Here is a 22,639-nt window from a genome sequence, read left to right as displayed (position 1 = left end):
TTTAAATTTTGAAGAAAAAAAATACAAAAAAATGAAAAAAATTAAATTTTGCCCTTGAAGGGTTTTTTTCCATCCCCACAAAAGTGTCATCTAAATTATTTTTTGTCGATGGCTTACGGAAATCAAAATGTCATCGTCTTTTATCTAGTAAATAGACTTAGTCTGGAGTTAACTATGAGCAATATTCGTCCTTTGCATGACAACGTTGTGATTCGCCGTGTTGAAAAGGAAACTAAAACTGCTGGTGGTCTTATTTTAAGTACTTCAGCAGCTGAACAACCTGCTCAAGGCGAAGTAATCGCTGTAGGTAATGGCAAAGTAACTGACAATGGCGTACGTGCATTAGACGTTAAAGTTGGTGACAACGTATTGTTTGGCACTTATGCCGGTACAAAAGTAAAAGTAGCAGGCGAAGAGCTTCTTATTATGAAAGAGTCTGACATCTTAGCGGTACTTGAAGCTTAAGTTTCGTACACGCATTTAGACCCTTTTATTCATCATAAATTGTTAAAAATTTTAAAAAGATTCGGAGTTAGACATGTCAGCTAAAGACGTAAAATTTGGTGATTCAGCGCGTTCAAAAATGATCGCGGGTGTAAATGTACTTGCAGATGCTGTAAAAGTGACTTTAGGTCCTAAAGGCCGTAACGTTGTCATCGACCGTTCTTTCGGTGCGCCGCACATCACTAAAGATGGTGTTTCTGTTGCTAAAGAAATCACGTTAAAAGACAAGTTTGAAAACATGGGCGCTCAGCTAGTTCGTGAAGTGTCTTCAAAAACCAACGATATTGCGGGTGACGGTACAACAACTGCAACTGTTCTTGCACAAGCAATCCTTAATGAAGGGATTAAATCAGTAACTGCGGGTATGAACCCAATGGATCTTAAACGCGGTATCGACATCGCGGTTAAAGCTGTAGTTGCTGAAATTAAAGCGACTGCAAAACCTGCATCTGACTCTAAAGCGATTGAACAAGTAGGTTCTATTTCTGCGAACTCTGACACCACTGTTGGTAAACTTATTTCTCAAGCAATGGAAAAAGTTGGTAAAGAGGGTGTAATTACAGTTGAAGAGGGTTCAGGCTTTGAAGATTCTCTAGATGTTGTAGAGGGTATGCAGTTTGACCGTGGTTACATCAGCCCGTACTTTGCAAACAAGCAAGATACACTAACAGCTGAACTTGAAAACCCATACATTCTTCTTGTTGATAAAAAAATCAGCAACATCCGCGAATTAATTGCTGTACTTGAAGCTGTTGCTAAAACAGGTAAACCGCTTCTTATCATTGCTGAAGATGTTGAAGGTGAAGCACTTGCAACTCTTGTTGTAAACAACATGCGTGGCATTATCAAAGTTTGTGCTGTTAAAGCACCTGGTTTTGGTGATCGTCGTAAAGCGATGCTTCAAGACATCGCGATTTTAACTGGCGCGACTGTAGTTTCTGAAGAGATTGGTATGTCTTTAGACCAAACTACACTTGAGCACTTAGGTACAGCGCATAAAGTTACTGTTTCTAAAGAAAATACAGTAATTGTTGATGGTGCAGGTGTTGCAGAGCAAATTGCTGAACGTGTAACTCAAATTCGTGCTCAAATTGAAGAATCAACTTCAGAATACGACAAAGAAAAACTTCAAGAACGCGTTGCTAAATTGGCAGGCGGTGTTGCTGTAATCAAAATCGGCGCTGCAACTGAAGTTGAAATGAAAGAGAAGAAAGATCGCGTTGACGATGCACTTCATGCAACTCGTGCTGCAGTTGAAGAAGGTGTTGTAGCAGGTGGTGGTGTTGCACTTGTACGTGCTGCAAAAGCACTTGAAGGTGTGTCTGGTGCTAATGATGACCAAAATGTTGGTATCAACATTTTACGTCGTGCAATTGAAGCACCGCTTCGTCAAATCGTTGCAAACTCTGGTGATGAGCCATCAGTTGTAATCAATGCTGTGAAAAACGGTGAAGGTAACTTCGGTTATAACGCTGCGACTTCAGAGTATGGCGATATGTTAGAAATGGGTATTCTTGACCCAGCTAAAGTAACACGTTCTGCGCTTGAGCATGCTGCATCTGTTGCGGGCTTAATGCTTACAACTGAATGTATGATTACTGAAATCCCAGAAGACAAACCTGCTATGCCTGATATGGGCGGTATGGGTGGTATGGGCGGTATGATGTAATTCATACTGATCATCCGATCTAAAAAATCCCCGCTACTTGCGGGGATTTTTTTATAACAATCCTAGTTAAAATAAAACACTAATCAAGCTTTTTGGTGAGTTTAAGATTTACTTCAGGCATTTCTAGTTTTTCACCTTTATCACCACGAAGCTCAATAAAGTTTTCACCTACAAAGTAAATTCGATTGTCGCCCTCGGCATCAAGTTGAATCATTCCAGGTTGATCTGGCAAGAACTTAAAACTGCCTTTCACTTTATTTTCAGTGTTCGCAGGTTTACCTAAAAACTCTTGGCTGAGTTCATAGCTCTTATCAAGTTTGAGTTCAAGTTCAGTTTCAATCCCTTTGCAATCATGGCAAGGTAGAATCCCTTTATACTCACCTGCCCAATCAAGTGCATTTTCGGTGTTATCACCTGTGGCAATCGGACTTTCTGAGGCTGCGTCTGTATTGGCAATGACATTATTATCTGGTGGTGTCGCAGTTTCAGATTCATTGCTGGTTTTTGAACATGCCGTTAAGGTTGCACTGACCATACAGAGAGCGAGGATTAGTTTTTTCATGAGATTTATACACCGTACGTACCCAATATAATGCTAAGCGTGGCTTTTATTGCTCAAGAAAAATAGCCTATTCTTGTTAACAATTTGTGTTTGGTTAATACATCAAAACAGACATTTGATTTTTAAAAATTCGTAAATAGTGAAATATTGGTGACTTACCTAAAAATGAACGCTAAAGGACATTTATATATTAATTGGTGAATAACTGAACAATATAGGCTTTTATAATTATTTTGCGTTGTTAAACTCTGCGGCATAGAAAAAACTGTCGGTGCAAATTGTGTTTGAAAAAACAGCGGAAAAAAGTCTGAACTTAATGGGGTGGCAAATTGATAACCATTGGGATTTAAATATTGACCAATGTGTCATGATTGCAGCGCCACATACCAGTAATTGGGATGCACTTTATGCACGCCTTGCCCTGAAAGCTTTAGGGGTAAATGTTCGTATCACGATTAAAGACAGTTATATGAAATTCCCGTTTGGGCCTTTTGTACGTGCTATGGGCGGAATTGGTATTAATCGTCGTCCAAAACAAGATGGTGAAGCACGTCAAAGTATGGTTGAGCTGATGGCTGACTTATTTAAGCATCATCCGAAATTAGTCATGTTGGTAACGCCTGAAGGGACACGCGCTAAACAAGAGAAGTGGAAAACCGGTTTTTATCATGTTGCTATGCAAGCAGGTGTACCGATTGCTTTAGCTTATATGGACTATGCGCAGAAAAAAACGGGTGTGGGTAAAATTGTTTATCCTACAGGCGATTATGAAAAAGATATGGCTGAAATCATGGATTTTTACGCGCAAATTCATGCCAAATTTCCTGAAAAATTCAGTGTCGATACACGCTATCACTAATCCAACAAACCAATAAAAAAGGACAGCATCGGCTGTCCTTTTTTATGTTTAGATTCTTCTGTTTAGATTTTTATATTGATTTTAATCATTAAAGTCGGGATGAATACCGCCCAGATTTTGACATGCCGCCTTATAAATAATGTATTGCTGGTCAACCACATCGATGAGCGGAATACGAAATAACTTTTCGCCTTGCTTATAGCTATCGATATAAGACACGACTTTTTGTTTGCTTGATGCTAGTTTTTCTTCATGGAAAGTTGTAATCGAGCTATGAGTCATATGTGAACTTTCAATATTATTGCATTGAAAATGGGAGAGTAGTTTTTCAGCTTTTTTAATTTCGCTGGACGTGCCAAACATACAGCCGCTAAGCAGAGTCACACCTGCAAGCAGGATGAACTTTTTCATGGTTTTATTTTAAGCAAAATTATGAGGTGCAATATTCTATTAATTTTCGACAAAAAAATTAATCACTTTTTTACTATTTGGCTAATTTTTATTTAAATGTGAACTGTGTCATTGTTACAAGATGTGAATGTCTAACTGAAAAGGCTTTTTGTTAGAACAATTTGGACAAATATCTTTAGGTTTGGAGTCATCAGGTTAAGATACTCATCGTCACCAAGAAGCAGCCTGAAGAAAATAATAGCCCTAATACAATATGTTTAAATTGGCGTTCTGAAATGCGATAAAAAAGTTTGGCACCAAAAATCACTGGAAAAGCCATAATCACCAAAAGCACGGCTAAATAGGGTAGATGTTCACGATGGATGATCCCTTGTAACAGATAGCTAATGAGTGTGACGAGCTGAATGGCTAAATTGAAATGTCGCAAAATATAGCGTTGTTCTGCTTTGGGTGTATTTTTCAGCATGAGCCATGCAGAGGGTAATGCACCACAAAAGCCTCCAAGACCACCCAAGATTCCAGCAATATATCCAATACTAGAATCCGCCCATTTCCCTGATTTTTGGATGAATGAAAATTTCGGATTAAAAAATAAAATTGGGCACCAAAACATTAAAAAAGCGCCCAAAACCAATTTAAATGTATCTGGATTAATGCTGTCTAATAAATAGGTACCGAGCGGTACACCTAAAATTCCTGCAATTAAATAGGGATAAATGATTTTTTTATTGATCGGAATGCTTTTACGTTCTGATGATAATGAAATGAAGTGGCTATAAACTGAAGCGCAGACCACCAAGGGTGCGGCTATTTGAGGGGGGAGTATCCAAACCCAAAATGACATTGCGATAAGGGCGAATGCAAACCCTGTTAATCCTTGTACGAATCCCGCAAAGATGGCACCAAGAATAAAAATCAGCCAAGTCATTAAATTACAGCTTTGAAATACGTGGCGATATTGTAGTTAATTTTTCGTTATAAATGTGGCTGTCTGAGCAAATGTGGAAAAATTGGACCTCAAACCATGAATGTTTAAATACAGCAGATGTACACAGACTTCAGATTGAATTCATTTCGATAAGTGAAAATGCCCTTCATCAAAGAGGAGTGCTACACATGCTTAAACAAGTTGCTTTGCTATCTGTGGTTGCAATTACATTTACAGGGTGTGTCGTGGCGCCATTTGATGATGGCCGATACCATTCGAATCAATATGGCTATGCAAATCAATATGGTTATTCAGGTCAATATGGTGGTTCATACGGACAGAGCTATGACTCAAGTCAACGGTATGACCGCTCATATGGTCGAATGAATAGCCCGCAACATCGACCAAACTCACCACGACCGAATTCGAATAACCGTCCAGACAATATATATAAACCAAATGCGCATAAACCGAATGTACACAATTCTTCATCTCAGCATCCGTCAAATGTGCAGCGTCCAAGCTCAAAGCCTCAGACTTCGGCTAAACCCAATACAAGCAAGCCCCAGCAGCAAAAACCACAGCAACAACGTCTAAAAGTGACGCCCGTGGATAAAGCTAAAACCACAGGTGGATTTAACAGCCAGCGTCCACTTCGACCACAGGTTTAATGATTTTCAAGTAATAAAAAAGGACGCATTGGCGTCCTTTTTTATGTGCATCTACATTAAGCCTTTTTATATAAGCCTGCACGCACCGTTCCAGCTTTGGTTTGTTTAATTTGCTGCCAACTGCTCGGGAGTTTTAACTGAGCAAGATCACGATCAGCTTCGATATAAATTAAACCATTGTCTGAAATGTACGGATCGACCAACTCAGCAAGTTCTTGCCATAAATCAAGACTATAAGGGGGATCTAAGAAAATCAGATCAAATTGGTCTTTCAAGTTAGGAATGGCTTGTTGTGCCGTCATGTTTTTGAGTTGCACACGTTGTTTGCTCACTCTTAAAAGTTCTAAATTGTCCATGAGAAATTTCGCTTGGGTGCGATCAGGTTCAATTAAAACAGCTTCTGCTGCACCACGTGAGAGTGCTTCAAATGACAAAGCACCTGAACCTGTACAAAGGTCGAGAACTTTGGCATTTTGAACATCCCACATGAGCCAGTTAAATAATGTCTCGCGCACACGGTCAGGTGTAGGGCGTAAACCATCAATACTGGCAAAAGGCAGTTGACGGCGTTTCCATTCACCCCCAATGATTCTTAATTGATTTTTCATGAATTATTCCTCATCGGTTGCATGGGCTGCACTGGCAGCACGAGGTGGGGTATTTGCAGTATTCGATTGTTGAGTTGCACTGTTGTTCTGCTGAGCTGTTGGGCTCGCATTTGGATCGGCTGATAAAATATTAGAGCCGCTTGGTAACTCACTCGGTTTTAGACCCGCAGTCATGAGACCACCGCTAATTTGATGGCTTGCAGGACGAATTGGATTCTTTTTACGTGTTAATAACCAGTAGTCAAACATCGGTTTCGCAATTTGAGCAGCAGAACCACCGTGACGACCATTTTCCCAAACGACGGCAATCGCAATTTCAGGTTTTTCCGCAGGGGCAAAACCAACAAATAAACCATGGTCAAGTTGACGCTCTGTCAATAAGGACTCGTTATAGCGTTTACCTTGGGCAATACTTTTAACCTGTGCAGTCCCTGTTTTACCTGCTATTTGATACATTGGGGTACGAATACCACGACCGGTCCCTGTTTGAACCACATCAATCATGGCATCACGCATTTTAATCCAATCTTCTGGCTTACCATTAAATTGAATGCGACCATTCGGGGCGTTATGGACTTTATGAACCTTTGCGCCTTTACTTTCACGCAAAACGTGAGGTGTAACATGAGAGCCTTGATTGGCGGTAATGGCAGTTGCCATCGCCAGTTGTAATGGTGTTGCTGTAAATGCACCTTGACCAATACTGACAGAAATGGTTTCACCTTTAAGCCAGTTGGACTTCCGTGTGCGGAGCTTCCATTCAGGATTTGGATATAGCCCCGTACTTTCACTTGGTAAATCTACACCGGTTTTTTCACCGAAGCCAAACTGACGCATCCAAGTATTCATTTTTTCAATGCCCATGCGATAGGACAAGACATAGAAGTAGGTATCGCAGGAAATGACTTGAGCTTTGTGTAAATTAACTGAGCCATGACCAGTTTTTTTGTGGTCACGGAAACGATGGCTGTCACCCGGAAGCGTGAAATAGCCCGGATCGGAAATGGCTGTACTCCAATCCACTAGACCATAATGAATACCACCTAGACCAAACATTGGCTTAATCGTTGAACCCGGTGGATAAGCCCCTTGCACAGCACGGTTATATAATGGCTGATCGAGGCTATCACGTAGTTCAGAATAATCTTTGCTGCTAATGCCAGTAACAAATAAATTGGGGTTAAAACTAGGACTGGACACAAGAGCAAGAATTTCCCCAGTACGTGGGTCAATCGCAACAATTGCACCACGTCGATCTGCAAGCTGCTCTGAAGCGACCATTTGCAGTCCATAATCTAGGGATAAATATAAGTCATTACCACGAATCGGATCTTTACGACCTAGATGTCGTAACACATTACCAAAGGCATCGGCTTCAACCGACTCATTTCCCGGCATACCATGTAAAAGTTCTTCGTATGATTTTTCAACACCAATTTTACCGATCAGGTTAGAGCCAGCGTATAAATCTTTATCAATCGTTTTTAGTTCTTTGTCATTAATACGACCTACGTAGCCAATCACATGGGCAAACAGTTCACCATGTGGATAGTAGCGAGTCATTTGGGTCTCTATATTGACACCCGGGAATTGATATTTCACCTCACTAAAACGGGCGATATCATTTTCATTTAAATTCAGTTTAATCGAAACGCGTTCAGTCTTTTTAGAGGTTTTAATCCGACTTTTGAAACGTTCGATGTCTTCATCAGTCAGTTCTAACAGAGGCGTTAGGCGCTCTACCGTATCATCAATGTCTTCAACATCCGCACGGCTCATGGTTGCTGAGAAAACCGGATAATTATCCGCTAATAACACGCCATTACGGTCATAGATATAACCACGTGAGGGTGCAAGCGGTTGCAGTCGAATTCGGTTTTGATCTGCCGCAGTCGAAAAGGTCTCATAACTTTTGATTTGCAAATATGCATATCGTGCAACAAGCAACAGCATAAAGAAGGAGACAATCCCTATCGAAATCACCACGCGATTACGATAAATCCGCTTTTCTTGCTGGACATTTTTTAAAGGATAATGCTGCTTCATACGCGATCGACTTAAAGACTGAGAGCTAAAATAACGGAAGAGGCATATTCTAGCGCAACTGACATTTTTTTGATAAATAAAAACGACTCTGCTGTGATTGCAGTCTATATTTTGACTTTGCAGACATGAAAAATATGGGGCTTTGTGTATAACAGTTCATATTATTCTGCTAAAGTCGAAACGTATAAAAAAGGAATATTCCAAAAAATAATACTAAGGAAGTTTGTGAAAACAATGAATAAATTATATACATTGCTTGCATTTATGATGCTCGGAAGCATCGCACATGCCAATGACAATTCATTTTTACCTGAGGCAAAGTTAACAGGTAAGGGTTATCAACCATGGAATGTTGGAGCAGGTTTTACTCAAAAAATTATTCACGTGAATGGTGAGTGGGTAAACCCATATGGCATTGCCTATGCAAAAGCTGGTGTTTTCTTGAACGATGATAAAACACCTGGTGGGCAAGTCGGCTTTCGTTACCCCGTTCATTTCACTGGCAAAGATAAAAATGGTTATTATATCGGAGCTTATGCGGGCCACATCGACTCCAAGAAAGTAGATGGTGAAGATGAAGCGCGTTTAGGTGGTGGTATCGATCTTGCTTATGTGATGTTGAGTGCCGAGCGTATTAGTACGTTTAGTGTAGGCTTGGGTGCGGGTGAAAAATTAGAAGACAAATCAGGTAATGTGATTGTGGAAACCGAACCGAGACTACAAATCTCATATACTTTAAGTTTTGGTTTGTAGTGAAAATAATCAACTTTATTTTATAACCGCACTCACTGAATAAAATTAAATATGGAAGTTATGCATGCTTGAGTACGTTAACGAATTGTGGCAAACCTTTTTGCAACGTCCCGATTTTTGGGCTGTGCTGAGTATTATCCCCGTTACCGCATTCGTTACCTGGGCACACGTTTGGATGGCACTGAAAATGGTGTTTTACCCGATTACTTTCTGGGGATTCCATTTAGGTCCATTACCCGTGGGATGGCAGGGGATTGTGCCAAGAAAAGCTGGACGTATTTCTGGCATTATTACGGATAATACATTGTCTAAATTGGGTTCCTTGCGTGAGTTTTTGGATGCAATGGATCCTGAGGACATGGCGCGCATCATTGGTGAACAAGTTGGCTTTGAGCTTGAACATTTGATTGATGAAGTCATGCTAGACCGAAATGCGGTGCTTTGGGAAAACCTACCGTATTCGATTAAACGTCGTATTTATGCCCAAGCACACAAACAGCTGCCAAATACCTTAAAAGAACTCGTGACCGAACTGACCATGAACGTAGAGTCACTTGTTGATATGCGTGAAATGGTGGTGAGCCAAATGGAAGCGGATCGTCTCTTGATGGTGCGTATGTTCCTTAAAGTTGGCCAAAAAGAAATCAACTTTATTTGGCATATCAGTGCCTTGATTGGGATGTTCTTTGGTATCTTCCAAATGGTTGTTTGGTTTGTGGTACCTTGGCATTGGACGGTTCCATTTTGGGCAGCAATCTGGGGCTTTTTGACCAACTGGATTGCCATCTGGATGGTATTTAATCCCATTGAGCCGCACCCCGTTAAGTATTTACAATTGTTTGAATTAACTAAAGATCGTAAATTCCCTTGGATTAAACCTGTGATTCCACGTATTGGAACGTACAATGTTCAAGGCGCGTTTATGAAACGCCAAGAAGAAGTTTCAGATGTATTCGCAAGTGTAGTCACAGAAGACCTAATTACGTTAAAATCTATCATGACCGAAATGATGTATGGCGGGAAGAAAGATAAGACCCGTCGCATTGTGAAACGTCATATTAATGAAATTATGGAATCTCCACTGGTTCGTACCTCATTACAGTTGTCTTTAGGTCCAAAAGAGTACGCAAAACTCAAGACAGACTTGATCGATCGCTCAATTGAAATTACGATGGTGCCTGTATGCGACCCTGCGTTTAATGCGAGCCGTGCACAGAAAATCTTTCAAATGTTTAGAGACCGTATTCGTGAGCTAACACCGAAAGAATTTCAAAATCTATTACGTCCTGCATTTCAGGAAGACGAATGGATTTTAATTGTCTTGGGTGGTGTAACCGGTTTTATCGCGGGTACAATACATTTGTTTGTGGCTTTCTTATAATTAGATGCTGGAAGATGATCTGAATCTTGGGTTTAGATCACTACATAGCGTCATATACAATGTTTAAAATGAGGATGTTTTTTTATGCGCATTATATTACTCGGACCACCTGGAGCAGGTAAAGGGACACAAGCTCAGTTGATCTGTAAGCGCTACGATATCCCACAAATTTCAACCGGTGATATGCTCCGTGCTGCGATTCGTGAAGGTACTGAATTAGGTCTACAAGCTAAAAGCGTCATGGATAATGGCGGCCTTGTATCTGATGAGCTTATTATTGGTCTTGTAAAAGAACGCATTGCTCAACCTGACTGTGTCAACGGCTGCATTTTCGACGGTTTCCCGCGTACGATTCCACAAGCTGAAGCGCTTGAAAACGAAGGGATCAGCATCGATCACGTAATTGAAATCGATGTACCTGACGAAGAAATCGTTCAACGTTTATCTGGTCGTCGTCAACACCCTGCATCTGGTCGTGTATATCACACCGTTTACAACCCACCAAAAGTGGAAGGTAAAGATGACGAAACTGGTGAAGACCTTGTTCAACGTCCGGATGACCAAGAAGCAACAATTCGTAAGCGTTTAGGTTCTTACCACGCTGAAACTGAGCAATTGGTTGGTTTCTACCAAGGTCGTGCAGCTTCTGGCGAAAACGCACCGACTTATGACAAATTAAATGGTCTTCGTCCAATCGATCAAGTTCAAACTGATTTGTTCGCGATTTTAGATCAGTCTAAATAATTCAGTTTTTTTGAATTTTTGACAATCAAAGAGTCCTACTGCATAGTGGGGCTCTTTTTTTATGTGGCTTTTAGGGCGAATCTGTTATGAAATTTGCTTTGGTTATAATGGTCATCATCGCTGTAGCGGTGTTATTGGGCTTATTATTTGTCAGCTTTAAAATGTTGCGTAAAGTGCAAGTGGAAGAAGCAGAGCAAGCTAAACTGAGCCCGAAGCAATATCGCTTACATCCAAAGCTGCAGCAAGAGCTTGATAAAAAAAAAGAACAAGATAAAAATTAAGCATCAACTCGATCAATTGATTCTTACAAATTCCATCTACCCCGAAATTGAAGAGATTAATCTTCAATTTGGGTGGTTTTAATCGGTCTTAATGCGCCAAAGTCAAAACGGTCGGGCCAATTACATACATCAGACACGATGCATTCATTACATTTGGGTTTGCGGGCAATACAGGTATAACGCCCATGCAAAATCAACCAATGATGTGAATCAACAATAAACTCTTTGGGGATGACTTTGACGAGTCGGTGTTCGACTTCCAAAACATTTTTGCCGACAGCCAATCCTGTACGATTACCTAAACGAAAAATATGCGTATCAACGGCCATGGTTGGTTGACCAAAAGCAGTATTCAGCACCACATTTGCAGTTTTACGACCGACACCGGGTAAGGCTTCCAAATCTGCACGATTATTCGGAACGATACTGTTATGCTTCTCAATGAGCATCTTGCAGGCTTTAATGACATTTTCCGCTTTTGAGTTATACAGGCCAATGGTCTTGATATATTCCTTTAGTCCGTCAACACCTAACGCATAAATAGCTTCAGGAGTATTTGCTACTGGAAAAAGTTTATCTGTGGCTTTGTTGACACTGACATCTGTGGCCTGAGCAGATAGGGTAACAGCCACTAAAAGTTCAAATGGACTACTATAATTGAGTTCAGTTTTCGGGTTGGGGCGTTGCTCACGTAAGCGTTCAAAAAAAGTTTGAATTTGCTTCTTAGTCATGTTTTTAACAGCCATGATTAAGCCCCTTGCAGTTGTGTTAGTTGTAGCGTTAGCGTATGGAGTAACTCACGTTTTTTTGCATCGTCTCGAACACTCAGTTGTTTTTCTAACTTTTTGATTTGTGTTCGAATTTTAGCAAGTTCAATGGTGGTTTTTGCATCGAGTTGAACGACTGGCGTAGCAGGTTTTTCCACGACTTCAATGACCGGTACCGAGTCTGTCTGGGTCGAAAATTGGGCAAAAAGTTCCGTGTCAATTTCAGCACGTACGACTGGGCCTTTACGATGAATTCGGCGCTTTTCCTCACGTTGAATATGTGCATAGTAGCGGCGACGTAAATCATTCTGTTCTGCGATTCGAACGGCTTCAGATGGCACTTGATCAAGCTCTTCGACAAGGTCGATACAATCCACTGGGCAAGGTGGAATGCAGAGTTCGCAACCCGTACATAAATCCATCAAGACGGTATGCATCAATTTGCCTGAGCCAATAATGGCATCAACAGGGCAGGCACTGATACATTTGGTACAACCAATACATTCATCTTCACGAATCACAGCTTTAACCCGTTGCGGGCGTCCATCACTTTGGATTGGCCAAACGCTGGCTTCTGCTGTTAAGTGTGGACGATTTAATAACGCTGCTAGTGAATCTGCCACAGGTTGACCACCGGGTATACATTTATTGGCTTCTTCTCCTTCACTGATGGCTTTGGCATAGGGTAAGCAGCCGTCTCGGTGTCCACAAAGTCCACATTGAGTTTGTGGCAATAGGGCATCTATTTGTTGGATGAGGGAAATTTCAGAAGTCATGGGTAGTCGCGAGTACAAATGAAGGCAGTGAAAAACCAAAGAGGACGTTGAATTCTAGCATGTTTCAGTATGAATTGCTGTGCGCAAAAATGGGTCTATAGATGCATCATAAATGAGCAAAATAATTCATTAAAATATTCCTAAAAGTAATAGTATTTATAACTAAAATATCTGATTAATCAATTTAAATCGCTGTTCTTTAAAGAATTTAAAGATTTTTTAAAAAAACTATTGCTGATTAGTTACAAAAGATATTTAATATTTTGCGCCAAAATATATCTTTGATCAAAATTGTGATCAATTTTGATCCATACATCTGCTGAGGATTAAGTGTTGAAATATAACAGCCTTAACGACTTCCTAGACTACGTTAAAACACGTGATGAACATCAACCTGAATTTCTTCAAGCTGTTGAAGAAGTGATGACGAGCCTTTGGCCATTCATCGAAAAGAACCCACAATATGCTGACTACGGTTTGCTAGAACGTCTTGTTGAGCCTGAGCGTGCAATTCAGTTCCGTGTTTCATGGGTAGATGACAAAGGTCAAACTCAAGTTAACCGTGCTTTCCGTGTTCAATACAACTCAGCAATTGGTCCATTCAAAGGTGGTATGCGTTTCCACCCATCAGTGAACCTTTCAATTCTTAAATTCTTAGGTTTTGAACAAACTTTCAAAAATGCCTTAACTACACTTCCTATGGGTGGTGGTAAAGGTGGTTCAGATTTTGACCCTAAAGGTAAATCTGAAGGCGAAATTATGCGTTTCTGTCAAGCATTAATGATCGAATTATACCGTCATCTTGGTTCTAACACTGACATTCCTGCGGGCGACATCGGTGTAGGTGGCCGTGAAGTGGGCTACATGGCTGGTATGATGAAAAAATTAAGCAACGACACAGCATGTGTGTTCACTGGTAAAGGTTTAACTTTCGGTGGTTCACTTGCACGTCCTGAAGCAACTGGTTACGGTACTGTATATTTCGCTGAGGAAATGCTAAAAACTCGTGGCGACAGCTTTAAAGATAAAGTTGTAACGATTTCGGGTTCTGGTAACGTTGCACAATACGCTGCTGAAAAAGCAATGTACTTGGGTGCGAAAGTGGTTTCACTTTCAGACTCAGCAGGTACTGTATACGTAAAAGACGGTTTCACAACTGAACTTCTTGCTGAAGTAATGGAATTGAAAAACGTTAAGCGTGGCCGTATTTCTGAATTTGCATCTAAGCACGGTTTTGAATATTTAGAAGGTCAACGCCCTTGGTCAATCAAATGTGATATCGCGCTGCCATGTGCAACTCAAAATGAATTAGATGAAGCTGATGCTGAAGCTCTTCTTGCTAATGGCGTAATCTGTGTTGCTGAAGGCGCAAACATGCCATCTACTTTGGCTGCAGTTGAGAAATTCGTTGAAGCGAAAATTCTTTATGCACCAGGTAAAGCTTCAAATGCAGGTGGTGTTGCAACTTCTGGTCTTGAAATGTCTCAAAACGCAATTCGTTTGGGTTGGACTTTCGAAGAAGTTGACGAGCGTCTACACGCGATCATGAAAGAAATTCACCGCAACTGCGTGAAATACGGTACTGAAGAAGATGGTACTGTGAACTATGTAAACGGTGCGAACATTGCAGGTTTCGTAAAAGTTGCTGACGCAATGCTTGCTCAAGGCGTTTACTAAGTTCTCCGTAAGTTGAACTGAAAACCGAGGCTCAAGCCTCGGTTTTTTTATGGCTTAATGGTTTGGAATATATTGGATTGTTAATTAGTGCTCATCAGGGTAAGTTGGATTTCGCTATCCATAACACTGAAGTGAAAATTTAAGGGTTGGTCGAGCAAACGTTTAAAAATGAAGCCTTGACCGATGTAACTGTGTGCTGAACTTCAGTGTACTCCCTACATCTCCTATAAAACGCAAAATATGCTTTTCTACATCATAATTGTGGCCAATGTAATTACAGCCACTAAGAATGTCATACTGCCATCGTTAATTTGAGAGTTATTTGGGCGGGTAAAGCCTTATTTTCTACGAGACCCGATTCTTTTGAGTTAATTGTTCTGCTTCAAAATCATGTAAATCAGTAATTCGCTGTATGCCTTTAAAATATACGACTGTTGATTGCGATTCGTCAGGATGAATTCAGGCAAGGTATTTTGCTTTTATAGTAGCCTTAGTTTGACATCGCTAAAGCATTGGCTGAACAGTACATCGTGATTTGAAAACTTTGCACGGCTGATCAGCGTTTGCGGTTGTGTAGATATAAAAAAACCGAGGCGATGACCTCGGTTTTTTATAGGCTGTAACTTACAAGGTACCTTTTACAGCTTCACGTTCGACTGACATATCAAAAATATAGGCATATTTTGATTGATCAGCAGCAGGGTTTTTACGTTCAAAACGTTTTACGCGAATAATTTGGCGTTCTGTAGGAGTGTGCTTAAAGCCTTCAATTTGATCGTAAAATAAAGTCCAGTCTTTATCAACTTGTGTTTTTAAGCCTTTTTCATCGTACTTCACTTCACGTACTTGCAAACAAGTTTGTGGAGCAACACCTGTACATTGTTTAGTTTCAGGGCTGATTTCAAGGAAAATCGTTTCGCCTTGCGAGTTGTACTGAGTTTCAGGTGTTAATTTTCCAGTGAAAACCAGTTTTTCACCTGTTGCAGAGATAATGGTTAAAGTTGGATTTTGTGGATCTGTGGTATTTAAAACAAAAGGTGCTTTACGGTCACTAAAGAGTGAAGATGCAAGTCCTTCTTGTTTCATCGCATTATCAGGACACGCCATCATGGTAGATGCAATGTTGCCTGTTACAAGCGTATTGTGTTCCACTTTCCATTGGGTTGACATGCTGTTACAACTGGTTGAAATACCCAAAGTGCCATTTTCTAGAAAATTTAAAACCAAAGGCTTTGGTGCATTTTCAGTGGTGGTGCTCCATTGGTATGAAGCTAAAGTTTTATCAGCATTTTGTTGTTGTAATACGCTCACGGCTAAATCTCCAGCTTTTTGGATATCGCTTGATTGACATGCTGCAAGGGCTAAAGGGAAGAGGGCGATCGCTAAATATTTTAATTTCATTACGCTAACTGTTCTAAGTGAATTTCAGCCTGTAGCATAACCCATTCATTTTAAAAAAATATGAATACATTCAGCTCAAATAAGTAGCAAAATGTATCCATAAATAATAATTTGTTAACTTATTAATATAAATTATGAATAAGTCGAGCTATCAAGTTTATTCACGCTTAATCAAAACGATAAATATCCATACCGAGCGAACCCATACTAAAGCTACTGTGAACGATAGAGAAACGGAGGCCTGTACCCATCGCAAAGAAGATGGGTGCAAAGTGTTCTATCGTTGGGTGGTTGCGTTGCACAAATGGGATATTTTGCCAATCGAGAACTGCATCAAAATCTTGATGAGTGAGCTTATTGACCACAAAATTACGGAATGTAGACGCCCATTCAGGCACGGCTGCTGCACGTCCATCCCAAGCCAATTCACGTAAGTTATGAGTAATACTGCCCGATCCAATCAACAGGATTTGCTTGTCACGTAAAGGTGCAAGCGTTTGTCCAATTTTATAGATCTCTTGCGCAGACATGGTCATCGGCAGTGATATTTCAATTACAGGAATGTCGGCATCAGGATACATATGCAATAACGGCATCCAAACGCCATGATCGCGTGGACGGGTGCTGTTGGCATGTGCAGATAATCCTGTATTGGCAAGCAAATGAAGGATTTCTTCAGCAAGCTCTGGGTTACCCGGTGCAGGATAGCGGATATCATAAAGTTCCGCAGGGAAGCCACGGAAGTCATGCCAAGTTTCAGGACGGGCACTGGTACTTACTTCTAGTGCGTTACTTTCCCAATGCGCGGACATAATAATAATGGCTTCCGGCTTTGGAAGATTCAGGCTTAAACGTTCCAACGCAGGACCGACTTGCTCAGGATTGATGGCAAGCATAGGTGAGCCATGGGAAATAAATAAACCTGGAAGTGTTTGTAAATTCATCGCGGTCGCCGTTGGTTGTTTAAAGGAATATGATGATCATGCACTAAATTATTCAGCGTAACAATTCGGATAATTTCAACGGTTTGTTTCATTGTTGCAACGCTGTACTTGCTGTAGATACTGGAGTCAGTTCGGATTAACCCGCACGATGGTAAGGGTGATTATGGTTAATACTCATTGCACGGTATAGCTGTTCGATGAGCATGACACGAACCATAGGATGCGGCAAAGTCAGTTTAGACAAAGACCAATGCCACGCTGCAGCTTTACGTACTGCTTCAGAATGTCCATCTGGCCCACCAATGGCTAAAACCACATCATTGCCTTCAAGCATCCAGCCTTTCATGGTTTCAGCTAGTTTTTCCGTACTGAACTCACGACCACCGACTTCTAAGGCGATTAGCACTTCATTCGATTTCATGGCATTTAAAATGCTGTCACCTTCAATTTGACGGTATTTTAAAATGTCGGCTTCTGAGTCGTTCTTGCCACGTTTAGCCATAGGTAATTCAATGATTTGCGTTTGAACAAATGGCTGAATACGTTTGAAATAATCTTCAAAACCCGTCAGAACCCATGCTGGCATTTTTTGACCGATTGTCAGAATACGAATTTTCATACAGCGCCTGAAAGTATACAAAAGAGCATTATAACGGTTCGCTTGAGCTTTGTATGTTCAGACACAATTTGCAATTGAAATCGTGTTCTGCTTGCTGTTTAAATACGCAGCATAAACAGATTTGATCAAAGATGAAAATTGGAATAATAACAATGAAAAAAACATGGCAGGACGGTAAATTATTTTTGCTCAAGCAAGCAGCAATGCTTTCAATTTTTGCATGGTGTTCATTTGCGGCGTATGCCAACAATATTAGAACCGCTGAACCAGATAATTTAAAAGTCTATTTAGAACAAATTATTGGTAATGAAGCTGAATATCGTAACTATAAGAACATTCAAGAGTTAAACCGGGTGTCTGCTTGGATTCGTGAGCAGATGCGTTTATTTGGTGTGAATTGTCGTTTTCAAACCTATACCGTAAACAGCCAGCCATACCGTAATGTGGTCTGTCCCTTAAATGCAGGGCATAGCAACCGAGTGATCGTTGGTGCGCACTACGATGTATTTGAGGAGCAGCATGGCGCCGATGATAATGCTTCTGGCGTTGCAGGTGTACTCGAAGCTGCTCGGATTCTTTCGGCTGAAAAAGCGCGTTTAAAACAAAATATTGAGTTTGTATTTTATACCCTCGAAGAACCGCCATATTTTAGAACAGAGTCGATGGGCAGTTTTATTCACGCAAAATCGGTAGCAAAGGAAAATGATAAAATTTCAGGTGTATATATTCTGGAAATGATTGGTTATTTTGATCCCAAAGTCACTCAAGATTATCCAGTTGGACTGAAATGGATTTATCCATCTCATACGAATTTTATTGCATCGGTGGGGAATATTCAGTCTCGTGACTTAACCTCATCGTATTGTGCGGCGATGGAGTCATTGAAGCAGTTGCAATGTGAACGCTTGATTTCACCTTCATTTATTCAGGGTGTGGATTTTTCAGACCATATGAATTATTGGCAATTTGATATGCCAGCGATGATGATCACTGATACGGCATTTTATCGTAATAAGCACTATCACACCGAGCAAGATACCTTGGATAAATTAAACTTAGACAAAATGGCTCAAGTGATCGATGGTTTAGTGAAAACCATTTTAAATTTGAAATAGCATGTCTTTAAAAACATGACATAAAAAACGCAGCCCCGAAAGCCTGTGGACTGCGATAAAAGGTCATCTACCTGGAGATGTAGATGACCATCTTGTTCCAATGATCATCACGCTTTTACACGTGATTGGAACCAATAAAGAAACATACAGCGCGTATATCTCTCTACTATATATGTGGGATAGAGGGCGATATTTCAAGTAATAGCATTCAAATTTTGTAAGACTTTCTAATTGGCTATTATTGATCTTGATGTCGAATTAGAAATAGTTATCCAGTCAAAAGTTGTAGCTGTTGTCTTGAATCTGGTGGTTGTGAAGAATTTGAATGAAAAGTTTCGAATATTTAGTATGAAATAATGGATATAAAAAAGCCCTGTCGAAACAGGGCTTTTTTCTTTTATTGCGAGTTGCTAGCGCTTAGTGACGAGCAGCTTTGCCACCTTCAGTTGCTTTGACAATCGGTGTCTTTGCAAGAGGTTTAGGCATATCAACCAAGGCTAGAGGTAAAATCTCATCAATCGATTTCACTGGTTTAATTTCTAGACCTTCTTTGACATTGTCTGGAATCTCAGTCAAGTCACGAACGTTATCTTGTGGGATAAAGACAAGCTTGATGCCACCACGGTGAGCAGCGAGAAGTTTCTCTTTTAAACCACCAATGCGCATTGCACGGCCACCAAGACTGGTTTCACCGGTCATCGCAATATCTGGACGAATCGCAATGCCTGTAAACGCTGAAACAAGTGCGGTAGTTAGGGCCAAACCAGCAGATGGACCATCTTTCGGTGTTGCGCCTTCTGGTAAATGCACATGCACATCAGTTTCTTCAAAGCGGATCGCTTCAATACCTAGTTCATCTGCACGGGTACGTACAACGGTCATCGCTGCTGTGATCGATTCTTTCATGACATCGCCAAGAGAACCGGTGGTAATGAACTTGCCTTTACCTTTTACTGCTGCAACTTCAATCGTTAGCAGTTCACCACCAACAGATGTCCATGCCAAGCCATTTACACGACCCACTTCAGCTTCTTCTTCGGCCATACCGAAGTCGAATTTGTGTGGTCCTAAGTAGTCAGGAAGATTTTTCGAATTCACTTCAATTTGAAGATTTTTCGCTTTCTTGCTCACTGCTTCTTTTACCACTTTACGTGCAATTTTCGACACTTCACGTTCTAAGCTACGGACACCGGCTTCACGTGTATAACGTTGTACGATATCGCGAATGGCTTCTTCGTGAACGGTTAATTCCTTTGCACGCAGACCATTATTCTTGATGGCTTTTGGAACAAGGTAACGTTCAGCAATATTCACTTTTTCATCTTCGGTGTAACCCGGTAGACGAATCACTTCCATACGGTCAAGCAAAGCTTCTGGAATATTCATGCTGTTTGCAGTACAGATGAACATCACTTCAGAAAGGTCTAGATCAAGATCTAAGTAGTGATCATTGAACTTGCTGTTTTGTGATGGATCTAGGACTTCAAGCAATGCTGAAGCAGGGTCGCCACGGTAGTCTTGCGCCATTTTGTCAATTTCATCGAGTAAGAACAGTGGGTTCTTTACGCCAACTTTTGTCAAAGACTGCACAATTTTACCTGGCATCGCACCAATATAAGTACGACGGTGACCACGGATTTCAGCTTCATCACGCACGCCGCCAAGCGCCATACGGACAAATTCACGGCCAGTTGCTTTGGCAACAGATTCACCGAGTGAAGTTTTACCTACACCTGGAGGACCAACTAAGCACAGGATTGGGCCACGAAGCTTTTTCACACGTGATTGAACAGCAAGGTATTCCACGATGCGGTCTTTCACGTCGTCTAAACCATAGTGATCGGCATCAAGAATATCTTGAGCTTTCGCAAGGTTAATGCTGACTTTGCTGGCTTTGTTCCAAGGCGTATCTAAAATAACTTCTAGATAGTTACGCACGACAGCAGCTTCGCTCGAAGCAGGTTGCATTGCTTTTAGCTTACGGAACTCATTTTCAGCTTTCTTGCGTACATGTTCAGGTAAATCGGCTTCAGCTAGACGTTTTTCAATTTCTGCAACGTCATCTTCAGCACCGCCATTCATGTCAGAAAGTTCGCGTTGAATGACCTTCATTTTTTCATTTAAGAAGTATTCACGCTGATTCTTTTCCATTTGGCGTTTTACAGAATCATGTAAGGTTTGCTCAATTTGCTGTTCTTCTGACTGTTGTAATAAATACGTCATCAGCTCAGCTAAATGTGCTTCAAATTCATCATGCTCTAAGAACTTTTGTTTTACATCAATATTCAAAGGCACGCGTGTTGCTACGAAGAATAATAATTGCAGCAAATCATCAATTTTATTGGCTGCTGCAATCAATTCACGTGCGTTACGCAATTTTGCTTCTGCATATTGAGCAAATAAGGTGCGTAATTCTTCCACACGGTTATTCTGAGTTTCTGAGTCAACAGAAACCGTCATTGGGCTTAATGAATGCTCGGCAGTCAGGTAATCATCGGTATCGATAATTTTTTCTAACTTGGCACGATATAAGCCTTCAATCAGTACTTTTATACAGTTTTCATCATTCTCATGATTCACAACTTGCACAATCTTCGCGACAGTACCGTATTGATATAAATTGTCGTGATCAATTTCTTCTGTAAGCGAATCTTTTTGTGCAATTACGAATACAAGATTGTCACTGTCACGTGCGACATTGACTGCATTGATCGACTTTTCACGACCCACAAACAGTGCAATTTGCATGTGAGGATATACAACCACATCTCGTAGCGCTAAGAGCGGTAATACGCTCGGAATTGTAGTTTCCAAGCTTTCTTCATTCATAATAATCTCAGACATGGGCACTCCTAATGAGTGACAACGGTGTTGCCATGTTTTTTATAGTGATGTGTATTTTTTAAATTACAAGGGTCATGCCAATTAAAATGTGTAAAAAATGACTAAATATGTGATTTTTAAGTGTAACTCAGTGTCAAAAATATCAAATTAACGTTTGAATCTTAAAGTTTGAGATGGGCTAATAAAGCCATCTAGCGGTTGATCCCATGCCTCTCGGACCAAGGGGTCTTGAATGAGTTGAAAATCATGACCAAGTCCTAAACGGTAGGGGGTAGAGTGGGCTGTTGCTAATGTTTTATCGTAGAAGCCACCCCCCATACCAATACGTGTGCCGTACTTGTCGCAAGCGAGTAAGGGCATGATTAAAAGGTCAAGATGAGAAATATGCTTCCCACGACTTGCCATCGGTTCTTTCATACCGAGTGGGTGATGAGAAAAACGTTTGTTGATGTATTGATGACGTGAGATTTCAACCCAAACCAGTTGCTGATTCATGTTGCAAATCATGGGTAAATACACGTGTTTTTGATGCGCAAAACAGTAGTGGATGATCTTTTGAGTGTGAATTTCACCGAATGCATGTAAATACACGCCTATATGCTGACTGCTCTGAAAATGACTGAGTCTGACTAAACGCTGTAGGACTTGTTGTTCAGCTTGTCGTTGGGTCCATAGGTTTAGGCTACGACGCTGCTTGCGGAGTTGTTTACGAAGGCTGGTGGTGCTGAAAGTCATGATTCATTTCAAAGTAGCACAAAATTCTCAAGGCATTTTAACTCGTTCAAGCTTAAAAGTCCGAAAAAATAGGTTTTATCTTTTTTATATAAAGCGTTCCTTAAACACTAGTTAGCTTAAGGAACGCATACTTATTTAAGGTTTTTTTATACCAAGAATTTGCACATCAACACGGCGGTCTGCTTGTAAGCAAGCTTTTAAGGCATTTCGATCTTGCACGGCTTTGTTGCACAAAGATTTGAAATGCAAAGCGCCCCTAATTGAGCCAAATTTAAGGCGTAACTTGGGTAAGTGGTCGACCTAATTCCGTAAATCTGTTAAGAACTGCTACACGTGCATGGATC

Annotated in this window: 22 protein-coding genes; 10 read left to right on the top strand and 12 right to left on the bottom strand. The window is 40.7% G+C overall.

Annotated elements, in window-relative coordinates:
- Nucleotides 1-174: 174 nt before the first annotated feature.
- Together groES and groL are read left to right on the top strand one after the other, a co-directional pair.
- Nucleotides 175-465, top strand: a complete 291-nt coding sequence (gene groES / locus FTU80_RS11290; protein WP_078192966.1) for a co-chaperone GroES — start codon at nt 175-177, stop codon at nt 463-465.
- Nucleotides 466-538: 73 nt separating this feature from the next.
- A complete protein-coding gene (groL, locus tag FTU80_RS11285; RefSeq protein WP_180085116.1) occupies nt 539-2,173 on the top strand; it encodes a chaperonin GroEL in 1,635 nt (544 codons plus the stop codon).
- A 79-nt stretch (nt 2,174-2,252) separates the two neighbouring features.
- On the opposite strand, the gene FTU80_RS11280 is transcribed toward groL, so the two are convergent.
- Nucleotides 2,253-2,735 carry a copper resistance protein NlpE gene (locus FTU80_RS11280; protein ID WP_078192964.1) on the bottom strand — a complete coding sequence of 161 codons (483 nt, stop codon included), beginning with the start codon at nt 2,733-2,735 and terminating at the stop codon, nt 2,253-2,255.
- Between the two features lie 280 nt (nt 2,736-3,015).
- On the opposite strand from FTU80_RS11280, the gene FTU80_RS11275 reads away from it, so the two are divergent.
- A complete protein-coding gene (locus FTU80_RS11275) occupies nt 3,016-3,594 on the top strand; it encodes a 1-acyl-sn-glycerol-3-phosphate acyltransferase (protein ID WP_171262613.1) in 579 nt (192 codons plus the stop codon).
- 81 nt (nt 3,595-3,675) lie between these two features.
- On the opposite strand, the gene FTU80_RS11270 is transcribed toward FTU80_RS11275, so the two are convergent.
- Together FTU80_RS11270 and FTU80_RS11265 are read right to left on the bottom strand one after the other, a co-directional pair.
- The gene (locus tag FTU80_RS11270; RefSeq protein WP_180024138.1) at nt 3,676-4,005 is read right to left on the bottom strand and encodes a hypothetical protein; all 330 of its coding nucleotides are present in this window, start codon (nt 4,003-4,005) and stop codon (nt 3,676-3,678) included.
- Between the two features lie 190 nt (nt 4,006-4,195).
- Nucleotides 4,196-4,933, bottom strand: a complete 738-nt coding sequence (locus tag FTU80_RS11265; RefSeq protein WP_180055799.1) for a sulfite exporter TauE/SafE family protein — start codon at nt 4,931-4,933, stop codon at nt 4,196-4,198.
- Between the two features lie 188 nt (nt 4,934-5,121).
- On the opposite strand from FTU80_RS11265, the gene FTU80_RS11260 reads away from it, so the two are divergent.
- On the top strand, nt 5,122-5,604 hold the full coding sequence (locus FTU80_RS11260) for a hypothetical protein (RefSeq protein ID WP_180085114.1): 483 nt from the start codon (nt 5,122-5,124) through the stop codon (nt 5,602-5,604).
- A gap of 56 nt (nt 5,605-5,660) precedes the next feature.
- Here FTU80_RS11260 and rsmD read toward each other — a convergent pair whose 3' ends face one another.
- A complete protein-coding gene (gene rsmD / locus FTU80_RS11255) occupies nt 5,661-6,212 on the bottom strand; it encodes a 16S rRNA (guanine(966)-N(2))-methyltransferase RsmD (RefSeq protein ID WP_180085112.1) in 552 nt (183 codons plus the stop codon).
- A gap of 3 nt (nt 6,213-6,215) precedes the next feature.
- Nucleotides 6,216-8,258 (bottom strand): penicillin-binding protein 2, encoded by a 2,043-nt coding sequence (mrdA, locus tag FTU80_RS11250; RefSeq protein WP_180085110.1) that lies wholly within the window; start codon nt 8,256-8,258, stop codon nt 6,216-6,218.
- A gap of 234 nt (nt 8,259-8,492) precedes the next feature.
- On the opposite strand from mrdA, the gene FTU80_RS11245 reads away from it, so the two are divergent.
- From FTU80_RS11245 to FTU80_RS11230, 4 genes are all read left to right on the top strand, one after another.
- Nucleotides 8,493-9,011 (top strand): hypothetical protein, encoded by a 519-nt coding sequence (locus FTU80_RS11245; RefSeq protein WP_180085108.1) that lies wholly within the window; start codon nt 8,493-8,495, stop codon nt 9,009-9,011.
- A 64-nt stretch (nt 9,012-9,075) separates the two neighbouring features.
- Nucleotides 9,076-10,392 (top strand): hypothetical protein, encoded by a 1,317-nt coding sequence (locus FTU80_RS11240; protein ID WP_078189867.1) that lies wholly within the window; start codon nt 9,076-9,078, stop codon nt 10,390-10,392.
- 84 nt (nt 10,393-10,476) lie between these two features.
- On the top strand, nt 10,477-11,136 hold the full coding sequence (gene adk, locus FTU80_RS11235) for an adenylate kinase (protein ID WP_078189866.1): 660 nt from the start codon (nt 10,477-10,479) through the stop codon (nt 11,134-11,136).
- 86 nt (nt 11,137-11,222) lie between these two features.
- Nucleotides 11,223-11,417, top strand: a complete 195-nt coding sequence (locus FTU80_RS11230; RefSeq protein WP_180085106.1) for a hypothetical protein — start codon at nt 11,223-11,225, stop codon at nt 11,415-11,417.
- Nucleotides 11,418-11,473: 56 nt separating this feature from the next.
- Here FTU80_RS11230 and nth read toward each other — a convergent pair whose 3' ends face one another.
- Both nth and FTU80_RS11220 read right to left on the bottom strand, forming a co-directional pair.
- Nucleotides 11,474-12,163, bottom strand: a complete 690-nt coding sequence (gene nth / locus FTU80_RS11225) for an endonuclease III (protein ID WP_180079050.1) — start codon at nt 12,161-12,163, stop codon at nt 11,474-11,476.
- Nucleotides 12,164-12,165: 2 nt separating this feature from the next.
- A complete protein-coding gene (locus FTU80_RS11220; protein ID WP_180085104.1) occupies nt 12,166-12,960 on the bottom strand; it encodes an RnfABCDGE type electron transport complex subunit B in 795 nt (264 codons plus the stop codon).
- A 330-nt stretch (nt 12,961-13,290) separates the two neighbouring features.
- Here FTU80_RS11220 and gdhA point away from each other — a divergent pair, with 330 nt between their 5' ends.
- On the top strand, nt 13,291-14,637 hold the full coding sequence (gene gdhA, locus FTU80_RS11215) for an NADP-specific glutamate dehydrogenase (protein WP_227591817.1): 1,347 nt from the start codon (nt 13,291-13,293) through the stop codon (nt 14,635-14,637).
- A gap of 624 nt (nt 14,638-15,261) precedes the next feature.
- On the opposite strand, the gene FTU80_RS11210 is transcribed toward gdhA, so the two are convergent.
- The 3 genes from FTU80_RS11210 to rlmH form a co-directional block, all read right to left on the bottom strand.
- The gene (locus FTU80_RS11210) at nt 15,262-16,038 is read right to left on the bottom strand and encodes an META and DUF4377 domain-containing protein (protein ID WP_180085103.1); all 777 of its coding nucleotides are present in this window, start codon (nt 16,036-16,038) and stop codon (nt 15,262-15,264) included.
- 167 nt (nt 16,039-16,205) lie between these two features.
- Nucleotides 16,206-16,982, bottom strand: a complete 777-nt coding sequence (locus tag FTU80_RS11205) for a dioxygenase (protein ID WP_180085101.1) — start codon at nt 16,980-16,982, stop codon at nt 16,206-16,208.
- Between the two features lie 136 nt (nt 16,983-17,118).
- Nucleotides 17,119-17,601: a 23S rRNA (pseudouridine(1915)-N(3))-methyltransferase RlmH gene (rlmH, locus tag FTU80_RS11200; protein WP_078189858.1), complete on the bottom strand. Its 483-nt coding sequence runs from the start codon at nt 17,599-17,601 to the stop codon at nt 17,119-17,121.
- Nucleotides 17,602-17,753: 152 nt separating this feature from the next.
- Here rlmH and FTU80_RS11195 point away from each other — a divergent pair, with 152 nt between their 5' ends.
- Complete coding sequence (locus FTU80_RS11195) at nt 17,754-18,716, top strand: M20/M25/M40 family metallo-hydrolase (protein WP_373685213.1); 963 nt, start codon at nt 17,754-17,756, stop codon at nt 18,714-18,716.
- A gap of 417 nt (nt 18,717-19,133) precedes the next feature.
- Here FTU80_RS11195 and lon read toward each other — a convergent pair whose 3' ends face one another.
- A complete protein-coding gene (gene lon / locus FTU80_RS11190; RefSeq protein ID WP_180085099.1) occupies nt 19,134-21,560 on the bottom strand; it encodes an endopeptidase La in 2,427 nt (808 codons plus the stop codon).
- Between the two features lie 147 nt (nt 21,561-21,707).
- The gene (locus tag FTU80_RS11185) at nt 21,708-22,295 is read right to left on the bottom strand and encodes a 5-formyltetrahydrofolate cyclo-ligase (RefSeq protein ID WP_180085098.1); all 588 of its coding nucleotides are present in this window, start codon (nt 22,293-22,295) and stop codon (nt 21,708-21,710) included.
- Nucleotides 22,296-22,639 lie beyond the last annotated feature (344 nt).

The organism is Acinetobacter sp. YH12145 (assembly GCF_013418335.1).
Lineage (GTDB): Bacteria > Pseudomonadota > Gammaproteobacteria > Pseudomonadales > Moraxellaceae > Acinetobacter > Acinetobacter amyesii.
This window is presented reverse-complemented; position numbering and strand designations above follow the sequence as displayed.

Coding starts and splice junctions, on each gene's coding strand:
- groES (WP_078192966.1), top strand. CDS start 175: ATGAGCAATATTCGTCCTTTGCATGACAACGTTGTGATTCGCCGTGTT.
- groL (WP_180085116.1), top strand. CDS start 539: ATGTCAGCTAAAGACGTAAAATTTGGTGATTCAGCGCGTTCAAAAATG.
- FTU80_RS11280 (WP_078192964.1), bottom strand. CDS start 2,735: ATGAAAAAACTAATCCTCGCTCTCTGTATGGTCAGTGCAACCTTAACG.
- FTU80_RS11270 (WP_180024138.1), bottom strand. CDS start 4,005: ATGAAAAAGTTCATCCTGCTTGCAGGTGTGACTCTGCTTAGCGGCTGT.
- FTU80_RS11265 (WP_180055799.1), bottom strand. CDS start 4,933: ATGACTTGGCTGATTTTTATTCTTGGTGCCATCTTTGCGGGATTCGTA.
- FTU80_RS11260 (WP_180085114.1), top strand. CDS start 5,122: ATGCTTAAACAAGTTGCTTTGCTATCTGTGGTTGCAATTACATTTACA.
- rsmD (WP_180085112.1), bottom strand. CDS start 6,212: ATGAAAAATCAATTAAGAATCATTGGGGGTGAATGGAAACGCCGTCAA.
- mrdA (WP_180085110.1), bottom strand. CDS start 8,258: ATGAAGCAGCATTATCCTTTAAAAAATGTCCAGCAAGAAAAGCGGATT.
- FTU80_RS11245 (WP_180085108.1), top strand. CDS start 8,493: ATGAATAAATTATATACATTGCTTGCATTTATGATGCTCGGAAGCATC.
- FTU80_RS11240 (WP_078189867.1), top strand. CDS start 9,076: ATGCTTGAGTACGTTAACGAATTGTGGCAAACCTTTTTGCAACGTCCC.
- adk (WP_078189866.1), top strand. CDS start 10,477: ATGCGCATTATATTACTCGGACCACCTGGAGCAGGTAAAGGGACACAA.
- FTU80_RS11230 (WP_180085106.1), top strand. CDS start 11,223: ATGAAATTTGCTTTGGTTATAATGGTCATCATCGCTGTAGCGGTGTTA.
- nth (WP_180079050.1), bottom strand. CDS start 12,163: ATGGCTGTTAAAAACATGACTAAGAAGCAAATTCAAACTTTTTTTGAA.
- FTU80_RS11220 (WP_180085104.1), bottom strand. CDS start 12,960: ATGACTTCTGAAATTTCCCTCATCCAACAAATAGATGCCCTATTGCCA.
- FTU80_RS11210 (WP_180085103.1), bottom strand. CDS start 16,038: ATGAAATTAAAATATTTAGCGATCGCCCTCTTCCCTTTAGCCCTTGCA.
- FTU80_RS11205 (WP_180085101.1), bottom strand. CDS start 16,982: ATGAATTTACAAACACTTCCAGGTTTATTTATTTCCCATGGCTCACCT.
- rlmH (WP_078189858.1), bottom strand. CDS start 17,601: ATGAAAATTCGTATTCTGACAATCGGTCAAAAAATGCCAGCATGGGTT.
- FTU80_RS11195 (WP_373685213.1), top strand. CDS start 17,754: ATGAAAAAAACATGGCAGGACGGTAAATTATTTTTGCTCAAGCAAGCA.
- lon (WP_180085099.1), bottom strand. CDS start 21,560: ATGTCTGAGATTATTATGAATGAAGAAAGCTTGGAAACTACAATTCCG.
- FTU80_RS11185 (WP_180085098.1), bottom strand. CDS start 22,295: ATGACTTTCAGCACCACCAGCCTTCGTAAACAACTCCGCAAGCAGCGT.